Origin of the sequence: Pseudogracilibacillus sp. SO30301A, assembly GCF_037072025.1 — a bacterium.
GTDB lineage: Bacteria > Bacillota > Bacilli > Bacillales > Amphibacillaceae > Pseudogracilibacillus.
The window spans coordinates 1-12476 of sequence record NZ_JAXHDD010000081.1 but is presented as its reverse complement, the minus strand read 5'-3'; the positions used below and the strand labels follow the sequence as shown (position 1 = coordinate 12476).

The 12476-nt window shown below is 32.8% G+C and carries 10 protein-coding genes and 1 pseudogene; 8 read left to right on the top strand and 3 right to left on the bottom strand.

The window, feature by feature from the left end:
- The first annotated feature begins 183 nt into the window (after nucleotides 1-183).
- Complete coding sequence (locus SPD89_RS23300; protein WP_442961218.1) at nucleotides 184-330, top strand: GntR family transcriptional regulator; 147 nt, start codon at nucleotides 184-186, stop codon at nucleotides 328-330.
- Nucleotides 331-1048: 718 nt separating this feature from the next.
- Here the strand turns inward: SPD89_RS23300 and SPD89_RS21345 are convergent.
- Together SPD89_RS21345 and SPD89_RS21340 are read right to left on the bottom strand one after the other, a co-directional pair.
- Nucleotides 1049-1483: an aspartate/glutamate racemase family protein gene (locus SPD89_RS21345; RefSeq protein WP_336263960.1), complete on the bottom strand. Its 435-nt coding sequence runs from the start codon at nucleotides 1481-1483 to the stop codon at nucleotides 1049-1051.
- A complete protein-coding gene (locus SPD89_RS21340) occupies nucleotides 1467-1733 on the bottom strand; it encodes a hypothetical protein (RefSeq protein ID WP_336263959.1) in 267 nt (88 codons plus the stop codon). The genes SPD89_RS21345 and SPD89_RS21340 overlap by 17 nt, the downstream gene beginning before the upstream one ends.
- 884 nt (nucleotides 1734-2617) lie before the next feature.
- Between SPD89_RS21340 and SPD89_RS21335 the strand changes: the two genes are divergently transcribed.
- From SPD89_RS21335 to SPD89_RS21305, 7 genes and pseudogenes are all read left to right on the top strand, one after another.
- Complete coding sequence (locus SPD89_RS21335; protein ID WP_336263958.1) at nucleotides 2618-3904, top strand: MFS transporter; 1287 nt, start codon at nucleotides 2618-2620, stop codon at nucleotides 3902-3904.
- 317 nt (nucleotides 3905-4221) lie between these two features.
- Nucleotides 4222-4713: a flavin reductase family protein gene (locus SPD89_RS21330; RefSeq protein WP_336263957.1), complete on the top strand. Its 492-nt coding sequence runs from the start codon at nucleotides 4222-4224 to the stop codon at nucleotides 4711-4713.
- A gap of 100 nt (nucleotides 4714-4813) precedes the next feature.
- Entirely contained in the window at nucleotides 4814-5950 is a 1137-nt protein-coding gene (locus SPD89_RS21325) for a M24 family metallopeptidase (protein WP_336263956.1), read from the top strand.
- 28 nt (nucleotides 5951-5978) lie between these two features.
- The gene (locus SPD89_RS21320) at nucleotides 5979-7475 is read left to right on the top strand and encodes a M81 family metallopeptidase (RefSeq protein WP_336263955.1); all 1497 of its coding nucleotides are present in this window, start codon (nucleotides 5979-5981) and stop codon (nucleotides 7473-7475) included.
- A gap of 60 nt (nucleotides 7476-7535) precedes the next feature.
- A complete protein-coding gene (locus tag SPD89_RS21315) occupies nucleotides 7536-8642 on the top strand; it encodes a M24 family metallopeptidase (RefSeq protein WP_336263954.1) in 1107 nt (368 codons plus the stop codon).
- Nucleotides 8643-8685: 43 nt separating this feature from the next.
- The gene (locus SPD89_RS21310) at nucleotides 8686-9945 is read left to right on the top strand and encodes an acyl-CoA dehydrogenase family protein (protein ID WP_336263952.1); all 1260 of its coding nucleotides are present in this window, start codon (nucleotides 8686-8688) and stop codon (nucleotides 9943-9945) included.
- Nucleotides 9946-10236: 291 nt separating this feature from the next.
- Nucleotides 10237-11052 (top strand): annotated as a pseudogene (locus SPD89_RS21305) (FAD synthetase family protein).
- Between the two features lie 150 nt (nucleotides 11053-11202).
- Here SPD89_RS21305 and SPD89_RS21300 read toward each other — a convergent pair.
- A complete protein-coding gene (locus tag SPD89_RS21300) occupies nucleotides 11203-12024 on the bottom strand; it encodes an IclR family transcriptional regulator (protein ID WP_336263951.1) in 822 nt (273 codons plus the stop codon).
- Between the last annotated feature and the right edge of the window lie 452 nt (nucleotides 12025-12476).

Below are 12476 nucleotides of genomic sequence, written 5' to 3'. Positions count from 1 at the left end.
AACGTTCCCACATGGAAACTTATAAAATGATAGAGAATTTACTTGGCAAGTAAATAAATCCAAAACATTTACTCTGAAATCTACAATTAATATTTATGGTTACACAAACAAGAACCAATCACGGCAACGGTTGGCGTATAAAAATTGGGATTCAGAATTATCTATTTATTGATCCCTTAAAGAATGCTATGTTTCAGGTTTTCTAGGGTAGGGGAGCATTTAAAAGAAAGGGAACTTATCTCTAAAATGGGTATAAGTACAACCCCGATTAAAGAAGCAATTAGAATATTGAGTTATGAAGGTCTTTTCGAATCAGTCCCGCAAAGGTAATTATGTCTCAGAATTCGTAGACTCCTCAATAGAGGAAATCTTAATAGTTCGAGCGAAATTAGAAGGTTTTGCTGCGAAATTGGTGGCAGAAAAAATGACTGATGAGGAAATTTCTACTTTTGAAAGTGATATTCTTTAATGGAGAGGTAATTAGCCGAAAAGTATCCAGAAGTTATAACTGAAATAAACTATAAATTTTCATACTAAAATACAAGAAATCCATTAATATGTAATATATTGATGAACCTTGCTGCGTTTGATTATTCATTTAGAAAAAGGGCGTTAACACATAATGAATAAATTGTGGTGGGGATAAAGGAACATCGATCCATTTATGAAGCATTAAAGAAAGGAACCCTGAACTAGCAGAGGAAAGAAAGATTAGCCATATCGAAAGAACTGCCTCCAAGTTTCTGCAAAATATGAAGTAAAATAAATTAATGTAATTAGTGTATGTTATTTTTTAGGGAAAAACATATAATTTTATTTAACAAAAGTTCGCTTAAGGTACGATCCTGTGTTGTATATCGGCACATTATGTCAAACCCTAATTTCAAATTAATCCAGGAATAATTCTAGAATAATGTGTTTTTTGTTTTCCGTTTTGAAAATAAATCTACAAATTATTTCAGGTAAAATAATGTCCCTTAAAAGGGACATCATCAAATAGTGTGAGTAATTCTATTACAGTAATTCTAAGCTGGTTTGGTATATTTACTCATTTGGTATATCTCTTTGAATGGGTGTAGTTAATTGATGCTAATGCTTCAGTAATTTTCAGTGCGCTTTTCACAGGGTTTATTACAGGAATGCCCAATTCATTTTCCATATCCTCTGCTATATCTAAAAATCCCATTGACATACATCCTAGAACAATAGAATCTGCACCTTCTTCTAGCACTTGTCTACCAAAATGTAATAGTTTATCCAAAGTATTTTCACGATCTTTTGCCAAATCTATAGCTGATATGTTAACAGACTTTACAGAAACAAACTTATCTTTCAATCCTGCTTTGTCTACAAGGTCATATACACTAGGGATGGTGTTATCAGTAATAGTTAAAACTGAAAATCTTTCTCCTCTTAATGCTGCAGTATGCATTCCTGTAACGGCAGGACCGGTTACAACTATATTATTAGTCTCTAAACGCATCTAATCCGGGATCCCCCGCACAACCAATAATCGCCCCGTCTGCGCCTTTCTTCTCCACCTCCACCATTAATTTTGCAGTTCCGGGAATGCTTAAATACTTTTCATACATTGATTCCATTGTGGTCGGACCATCATGTAATATTTGTACCTCAACTGTAGTATTTGGAAAAGCCCAATTATTTAATAAACATTCACGCCGCTTGTCCTCCTTTTCATCCATTGGAACCGGTACAATATAAACTATTTTCATATCAAATACCCCCTTGTAATTATTTTTATCAACCCAGTAAGAACATGTTATTCGCGCTTATTTATTTAGGGAATCTATTTTCTTTTCGGATATTTACCCATTTAATTCTAAAATATAAAAGGGACAATGAATAGATTAAGGGTCATTTTATAAAACCAAGGGAGATGTCAAGGTCAAAATTATTAAATTAAGATAAAAGAACAGTACATAATACATCAGTTTTTTTCGGTATTTTAAATAGCATTAATTTAAGGGAATACTTCCTTGTGTTACTTCCGGTTGTTTCCAGGATAACTTATTTTGCTTTAAACTGCTAATATGCTTATTATCTCACTCATTCATACTATAATACTTTAACACTAATATGGAATTAAAATTTTTAGCTATTGACTATTTAGAAATGTTATCATATAATTCAGACTATATTATACTGGAACATCATCCCTATAAATGGGAAGCGGAACATGGGTGCATAACATTTTTAAGAAGTGAAATTGAAAGGGGTGTTACTATTGAATAAAATGAAATAGACATATCGTGATCCTATATTGGCTGATAATACCCACTACAATTATCTAAAAAGACTTTAAAATGTGTTATTAATGGTTTGTTACTTTGTTTTTATGTTAATCAATTGCTCCAATTGGCTGGATTTCTAACTATAATGGCGAGTTTTATTGTAGGTAAGTCTTGAATTATTTGACATGAATTAGACCGGAAGAAACAGGGGAGGGTAGGATTAATGAGTTTTTTCTAAAAAATATGTTAGCGATTCTAATTTTCGAAATATTGGGAACAATATGCACAAATAAACTGATTGTATTATAATATTTCAATCTATACAAAGAAATTAAACCTAAAATATCGTTGGGAGGTCATTTCAAATGTTTAGTAAAAATATTTTGGCAATTTCAATTGGTAACATCATTGAATGGTTTGAATACGGAGTATACAGTTATACCGTTGGTATTATTGGTTCATTATTTTTCCATGAAGGTGATGAAACTGCTGCTTTACTATATGGTTTTGCTGCTCTTGCAATCTCCTTTTTAGTAAGACCTATAGGAGGATGGATTTTTGGTTCGTTGGGTGATAAATTAGGTCGAAAGAAAGTGATATTGATTACAATCTTAATGATGGCAATTTCAACGGGTTTAATCGGTGTACTTCCTACCTTTGAATCTATAGGAATTCTCGCAACGATTTTATTAATTGTTTGTCGGATAGGTCAAGGTTTATCAGCTGGGGGAGAATATTCTAGTTCATCTGTTTATATGAATGAATATGCTGATAAAGGACGTCGTGGATTTTTTGCCAGTATCCTTGAATCAGGAACGGTGGTCGGTTACCTTTTTGGTATTTTAGCTGTGTCTTGTTTAACATTGATGATTGGGGAAGATAGAATGGTAGCATGGGGATGGCGTATACCATTTTTAATCTCATTTCCACTAGGATTAATAGCAATATATATGAGAAATAACCTTGTAGATTCACCAACGTATATCCAGTTGAAGGAGGAAAATAATTTGCCAGAAAAACCGTCTTTGGAAATGATTTCAACTGCTAAAAAACCAATGGTAATCTCATTTTTAATTCTTTCATTTGCTATGGCAGTTTATTATATTTCAATGACATTTATTCCTTCCTACCTTCAAACACAGGTCGGATTATCGGGTCCACAATCATCAATGGTATCCATAGCTGGGATGATATTATTTATAATTGTCATTCCAACCGTTGGTTTTTTAAATGACCGCTTTGATAGAAGAATTTTTCTAACAGTTTCAGCATCAATTGCCCTTATAACGGCATTACCCTTGTTTATTTTTATGAATAGCGGAGGAAAATTTGCACCTTTAATCAGTTTTGTGTTTTTATCTATTGTTGCATCGACCTTTCTAGGTACTCATCCCTCGACGCTTCCTTTGCTATTTCCAGGTCGGGTTCGAAATATTTCCTATGGTATAACCTACAATGTATCGTCGATAATTTTTGGAGGAAGTGCCGCTTATATTATAACGCTACTGGAGTCGTTGACAGGAAGTAATCTAATTCCAGCCTACTTTCTGATGTCGACGGCGGTTTTGGGCTTAATTGGCATTTCACTTTTACCAAAAATGGAGAAGGAGAACAGGGAAGTTAATTACCAAAATATTGATAAAAGCGTGTAACAGAAAATATGGCAATAAAGAACTTGGGCAACCTTTGAAAGGTTGCCCAAGTTCTTTAGGAAGAAATAATTCAATAGTTCAAAGTTCTAAATTGAAAAAGTACTTAAAGAATTCAATGTTTTATAACCAAATTTATCAGACTTTTTAAAATTTAGTATTGACAATAATTTTAATACAATGTATATTGAATTTAACGAAAATAACTGGGATGGCATCCCTAATATAGGGAAGTGGTAAAGCGTATTCAAATTAAACAATAATTAATAGTAGTTTAGGCGAAAGAAAATTACCCTAAATAAACATTGGGAGGTCTTATTATGGATTATTTAAAGGAAAAATTTATAGAATCTATGTCTAGGTTGGCATCAGGTATCACGGTTGTGACGACGGAAGTTAATGGAAGACCATGGGGAATGACAGTAAGCGCATGCTGCTCGATTTCAGTTGAACCAAATCTTCTGCTAATCAGTTTAAAATCTGATTCTAAGGCAGCTATATCAATTAAGGAGAATAATGGCTTTTGTGTTAATGTTTTAAGCGAAAAACAACAGAAAATAGCTAAAGCAGGTGCCATTCCACAGGCTCCAAAGTTTTTCGAAGAATATATAGTGGATGAGGCATTAGACCCATTCTCAATTGAAAATGCTTTAGCATCAATTCATTGTATAACAGATAAAAAGGTAGAGGCAGGTGATCACACCTTGTTTATAGGAAAAGTGACTAATGTATTATTGTCTGAGGATCGAGAAGGTCCTTTACTTTACTTTGGTCGTAACTTTGGGTACTTTGCTGAACGCTCTATAGTTTAAAAAAAATATACAAAGACGGAAATAAAATAAAATAAAAATGATGATGAGTAAAGAATATAATCAATAATGTTAAGGAGTTTAACCAAAAGGAGAGGGTTGAATGGATTTAAGGATCCGAGATATTGATATAACACAAAAGGAGTATAGAGAACGATTATTAAATGTAAAGAAAAAAATGAGGAAAAAGGAAGTCGACGTACTAATTGTAGATCAAGTTGAACATATTGGGTATTTAACTGGATATCTTCCAACAGCTGCCATGTATCAAGCATGCATAGTACCTTTAAACGAAGAGCCATTAGTTATTTTACGGGCTTTGGATGAGAGGGCTTTCATTGAACAATCCACAAACCAAAATTACGTCCTATTTAACGATTGGGAAAATCCACTGCAAATCGTTATAGATGTTTTTAAAAATAAGGGATGGGAGGAATCCCGTCTTGGTCTAGAATTAGACTCTAATTTTTTATTTCCAACAAGGTATCAATATATTGTAAATGGACTTCCCAAGGCTCAAATAGTGGATTTTTCCAAAATTATATGGGAGCTAAAATTAATCAAAAGTTCTTATGAAATTAATTGTTTACAAAATGCGGGTAGAATCGCAGATCAGTCTATGCTAAGTGCAATTTTAAAAGTAAAAGAAGGCGTATTGGAACGGGAGGTCGCTTCTGAGGTGTATGACGCCGCATTAAGATTGGGTGCAGATAATACAAGGATGCTTCTTATGAACTCGGGACAACGGCTGGGTTCCTATCATGGACAATTGGGGAATCGTCGTCTTAGTAATGGTGACATTGTCCATATTGAAACAACTCCCCATTACAAAGGATATACAGCTAGAATTATGAGAACAGCTATTATAGGAACTCCGAGTCAGGAACAGGAGTATATTGCAAATGAATTGATTAGAATACAGGATGAACAATTTGAGGCTATAAGACCTGGTGCAATTGCATCTGAGGTGGATGCTATTGCAAGGGAACAAATTATAAAAAGTGGGCTGGTGAAAAAGTATCCAAATACTACCGGATATACATTGGGATTTATATACGTCCCGCGCACTAGTGATTTCACACGTGTGTTTTTACCAAACTCAACATGGAGATTAGAAGAAGGAATGGTATTTCATATGTATCTTGGGGCTCAAGGAATATCATTTAGTGAAACAATTGTGATTACTAATGATGGTTATGATCGTCTGACAAATTTGGATAGAAAAATATTTATAAACTAACTTTCTTGATAAAGGGATAGGATAAAAAATGAAGGTCGCAATTGGTCAAATTTTTCATGAAACAAATACATTTTCAAATAATAAAACAACAATTGAATTATTTAAACACGATGAATGGTTGGAAGGCAATGCTATAATTAAGCATCACGATCATACACGGACGTTTCTTGGAGGAATGATATCATCTGCTAATGATCATAATGTTGATCTAAAACCCATTTTTTCAGCAGAATGTAATCCATCTGGTGTAATTACTAAAAGTGCCTATCAAAAGTTGAAGAAAACATTTATAAATAATCTAAAAAAGGTTGGATATATAGATGCAATTTGTCTCAGTTTACATGGGGCAGGAATAGTTGAAGAAACGGAAGACCTAGAAGGAGATTTTTTAAAGACACTACGGACTCTTCTTGGTAATGATATTCCCATCATTGTTTCTTTGGATTTACATGCAAATGTTACCAATGAAATGGTTGAAAGAGCAACTGCTTTAATAGGGGTAAAACAATATCCACATATCGATTGTTACGAGACGGGTAAAAAAGCTATGACTTTATTAGTACAAACGATTAAACAAGAAGTATTCCCTGTGATGGAAATGATCAAACTACCATTTATTATGCCATTAATTCCAACAGATCATCCTGTTATACAAAAGATAAATGAAGAATGTACTTTAATTACAAACACAAATGACGACATAATTGATTGTACATTTTATCATGGCTTCCATTGTACTGATATTTCTTTCGTAGGTGTATCTTTACTATGTATAACGAATGAAAGGGGTCAATTGGCCAAAAAAGTTGCAAAAGAGATGGCGAAAAAAATTTGGGAAAATAAAGATGATTTATATGTTGAAAGATATTCAGCAGAAGAAGCCATAAATCTAGCATTGGGAGAAACTAAATATCCAGTTATTATAAATGAAACGTCTGATAACCCCGGAGGTGGTGCACCTGGAGATGGCACCCGTTTATTAGAAAAATTAATTGATCGTAACATTAAGGATTCCTGCTTCGGTTTCATATATGATCCTGAAGTTGCTAATTTGGCTCATGAAATGGGGGTGGGAAGTTTAATCAATACAAATCTTGGGGGAAAAACAGATACCTATCATGGGGAACCAATCAAAATAAAAGGGTATGTAAAATTGCTAACTGACGGAAGGTTCACGCACACATCCCCTATGCATTACGGAAAAAAGGTTAATTATGGGAAGACGGCACTTATCAAAGTGGATAATGTTGATATTATTGTGTGTTCGTTTAGAGCACAAACACACGATGAGCAAATATTTTTATTGCATGGAATAAAGGTAAGTGATTATAGAATAGTTTGCTTAAAATCCAGTCACCATTTTAAAGCAGGCTTTAAGAATATTACAAAAAAAACTATTCCGGTTGATTCGGGAGGATTAAGTAGTAATAACCTTGAAAGCTTCACATATCAAAAAATAAATAGACCTATTTATCCGATTGATAAGATGTATTTTAACAAAGGTGCACTTATCAATGGTTCTTAGGTTTTCTGAGTGGGGCAAATTTTTCGTTAGTGAGAAAATTTTTATGAAAGGGGTTTAAAAATGTGTAAGGATTTACTAAATAAACGGATTTATGATACTCAGCAAGAAATGAAAAAAAATGGATTAGAAGCATTAATTATCGGATCATCTGCCGACTTTAGTTATTACTTTGGTAAACACCCAAGACCAACGGAGAGATTTTTAGCTATTATAATTCCTTTAAAAGGAAAGGCTAGTCTTATAGTCCCTTCTTTGGATGTAAAAAATTATATCACTTACAAGGAGGAAGTTAATATCATAGATTGGGAAGACTCTGAAAATCCAATCGATATTCTAGTAGACTTGTTAAGGGAAGGGGATATCAACGTTATTGGTACTAATAATGATCTATGGAGTGTTTTTGTTTATCGAATAAAGAATCAGAACCCCGAATTAGTAGTAACAGAAGGATCATCAATTATTGCCAGGTTACGTTTATTGAAAACTGAATCCGAAATAAATGCATTACAAAAGGCTGCAGAAAAAATAGATGAGGTATGGAATGAATTTATTTTAAACACTTCTCATATAGTAGGCAAAACTGAAAATCAAATTAGAGCATATATTATGAGATTAATGTTTGAAAGAGGTTTTGAGGAAGTTGCCTGGTGTGATGTTGGATCGGGTCCAAATAGTGCTACACCTCTTCATGTTGGAAGTGAAAGAAAAATACAAAAGAGGGATCCTATAGTTATAGACTTCGCTGGGAAATATCAAGGCTATTGTGCAGATACTTGTCGAACTATTGTTGCCAAGGAACCTGAGCCCGAATTTGTTAAAATATATGAATTGGTTAAGAATGCTCAGAAATCCGTAACAGAAAATGTTAGGGAGGGAATAACTTGCTCTAAGTTAGATTCTATTGCAAGGGACATCATTAGTGGGGAAAATTACGAGGAGTATTTTATTCATCGTACAGGTCATGGAATAGGTTTAGATTACCACGAAGATCCTTATATCGTGAAAGGAAATAATCTTAAATTACAAACAGGTATGGTGTTCTCAAACGAGCCAGGAATATATATCCCTAATTTATGGGGGGTTCGAATAGAGGATATTATTGCTTTATCCCAAAGTGGAATAAAAGTGTTAAATAATACCAATAGGGAATTAGTAGCTTTACCATAAATAAAAAAGTATTAGGAAAATTTGAATGGAGGTATTTTTTATTATGATGCATTTACTCAATGAAGAACAAAAAGAATGGGCGAAAAAAGCAAAAGAATTAGCTGATGTATTTTTTGAACGGGCACGAAATATTGATGAAAATGCAGAGTTTACAAAACAAAACTTTAAAGAGCTTGGGGAATCTGGCATCTTATGGTTATCAATACCCCAGAAATATGGGGGAAATGGAGATGATACAGGCGATCATCATTTAATAACTTATGTGGTGACAGAAATTATCTCTGCAAAGTGTGCTAACACAGGGTGGAATTTAACTATTCATTATCAAAATTGTGGTATACTTGCCCGCCTAGGGGAAGAGGAACTTTGTCAAAGGGTCTTTAGTGATATGATTAAAAATAATAAATTTATCGGTTCACTTGGAAGCGAAATCAATCCTTTACAAAACAATAAAACAAAGGGAAATGGTGAAAAGTTAAAAAACCCTACTACAAAATTAACATTTAAGTCCGGGCTCACTCCGATTGAAAATGGATTTTTAGCAAATGGAAGCAAAGGATTTTGCACAGCTGGACCTGCAGCCGATTATTTAATGTATTGGGGTCTTGCACCTAATACAGATACTAGTGGTGAAGGACTTGTGGTATGTATAATTGATGGAAGTGAATCAGGAATAAACTTTTCAAGTCGTGGATGGTCCGAGATTATCGGGTTAAGGGGAACTGTTAGTTATGTTTGTGAATTGAATGATGTATTTATTCCCTATGAAAATAGAATAGGTCAACCAGGCGATTTTGTCCAAAATGACCCACATACACTGGAATTATCCCAAACTTCCCATTTGTTAGGAATTGCGCAGGGAGCACTAGACTTTTTACTTAAAACGATTGGAGAACGACCTTTTTTAAAGAAGGAAGATGGAGTAGTCGGTACTATTGGAGAAATTGGGACAGAAATCAAAGCAGCTAGGGCCTTACTTTGGCATGGGGCTACTTTATTTGAAAAACAAGATTTTGAAGAGGCTGCCTTAACATCATATCAAGCACTTAGATTTACCAAAAAAATTACTTTGAATGTTTTGGATAAATCCTTCGAAATAATTGGTACCAGATCTTTATTTAAATTTAATCCTATTGAAAGATTATGGAGAGATGCACGTGTATCAACGTTACATACACGTACAAGCCAAATTGATAGATTAATTGGAGAAAGTATTATCTCGGGTGAATTTTTTCCAAAACAAAAATATGGTGAAAAGACAACAGAAAGAAAAAGCTGGGATAAACTACTGACAAACGTATAAATGTAATGTAATTGATAGATAGCACCTGTGTTTAATGCCTGAAATTAGCTTAAACACAGACTATCTATTATTAAGTTAATGTACATCGAATTCACTCGGTTCACTACTTTTAATTTGAAAGTAACCCATGATTGATTTTTTTATAGCTATCAGCAAGGATTTTAAATTATTTGGATCGTGTTCCTGTAAGGTTCTATGTGGTCGATAAAAATTTTTCCTAAAACAAAACTTAACCCATTATGTCCCAAACATTGGAGTTGATTCAATTTTGCCACTTAAATTAAATTATTTATGTTTATTAATACGATGAGTCCGTTAATAGCCAGAAATTTATACCCAGAGGCTACTTTTGCAATTGGTTTTTTCGATGGGATACATCAAGGACATCAGGTCGTAATAAACCAAGCTATTAAAAAATCCAAAAAGTTAAAAATAAAATCAAGTGCTATAACATTTGTTCCGCATCCAAAGGAGATTTTAAATTGTGGACTTTATACTTAATACATAACTCCAACAGGGGATAAAATTAAATTATTTGAAAAAATGGGGTTGGATATTCTTTATATAATTTCATTTACTAAACAATTTGCAAATTTATCCCCAAAAAAATTTGTCAGCCATATATTACATACACTTAACATTCGTTTTATTTCCGTAGGTTTTGACTTTTCTTTTGGAAAAAATGGTATAGGAAAAGCTGATACTCTAAAAAGATTAGGAAATAACCAGTTTGATGTTTCAATTATTACACCTGTAAAAAATAGCAGGGGGCAGAAAATTACAAGTACTTTAATTAGAAAGCAGATTATCAATGGTAATTTTATGGATGTTAAAAAATATTTAGAAAGGGGATATATTATAAAAGCAGAGGTTTTATTTCGAGAAAATTACGTTATTAAATGTGTTTGCAAGAATCCTTACATTATACCATCTAGTGGTGAGTTTTATGTAAGGATCACAACATCAAACAATAGCGTTCCAATATATGGTATTGCAAGTTTTAATAACAAGGAGATAGTGGATAAAAATACTTGTTTTGAAATAATGACTGAAAAGCAATCTTTATTTACTAAAGATCATTTAAATATTGAGTTCCTAGATGAATAAAACAAAAAGAGGACAAATGTCCTTTTTCTACTTTTTCCACCACCCCACAGCATACTTCACCATAAAATGTGAATATTTTATTTACGGCACCTACCCACCACTAAATTTTATGGCTAAGGTATGATTAATGCTAACTTTATAAAGAAATAATCATATAGAGCTTTTATTAAATCCTAAATCTTCAGAAATGCACCTAGCTGCATAAGATATTTTATCGTGATAAAACTTTATTTGTTCTTTATTTTTTGATAAGTCTATGGAGTCCAATATGGAAAGATTCAAAGCTGCTATGACAACTCCTTGATTATTTCTGATGGGGTAAGAGATACCGAGAGTACCCATATTTTCACCATAATTCTCAGAATAACCTTTTTCCCTAATTACATTTAAATCCTTAATTAAATCATTCTTGGAAATATCTCTAATAATAAATGGTTTTACGTTGGCTTGAATACTTGTCTGATTAGAATTTAGATTTTCTAATAATTCATCCCTTTCTTCTTGGGGTAAATAAGCAAGTAATAATTTTGAACCTGAACTATTATCTAAGGGTACGCTCATCCCAACACGGGTGTATAAACTCAAAGGTTGTTTGGGCTCTATTTTTTCGATATAGGTTGCTTTCTGGTTTTCTAAAATAATTAAATGAACTATTTCCTGTGTATTATCACGTAACTTTTTCATATGGGGAATTGCAACTTTTCTTAATTCTAGCCTGTCATACACCATATTTCCCAGTTCAAGCAGTCTAAGACCTAAACGATAAGAAACAACATTATTCGGATAGGTGACCTTTCCTAAAAAACCTTTTAACACTAATGATGTAAGTAGTCTATATACTGATGACTTGGATATTTTTGTGTATTTAGTAATCTCGCTTAAGGTTAATTCCTCATGTTCGTTAAATAAATCTAATAATGATAGTGCATTATAGACGCTTTGATTCATGTCTATATTTGTATTTTCCTCCATTAAAAGTATCATTCCTTTTTCATTTTACTAAAGACATCCTAATTTAACATGGAAAGAAGGTTAATAGACCTTGCCTTGTAGAATTGTGATAATTTTTTTTATAATAGTTTAAGTATATAACTATGTATGATAAAAAGGGGAAAAACTCTAACCATCTATCCTATTGTAGTAAAAGATATATAATGCTTATTATACCATGAAAGCTGATGACAATAAAGTACTGTTTGTCATTATATAGCAAGCTGTCATTTGCAAAGATTGCACCTGAAATGTTAAAAGTTAAGGATTGGCAAACTCTAACCAAAGTGATATTTCCAACTATAATGAAATTATATATGAGATGTTTGACTTTTTACAGTTGAATATTCAATTATATTTTGAAAAACCCATCGAATGGTTGGCCCCCAAAAACAGGCATATTTTATAAGTGTATAAAAAATCAAAAGACTAGA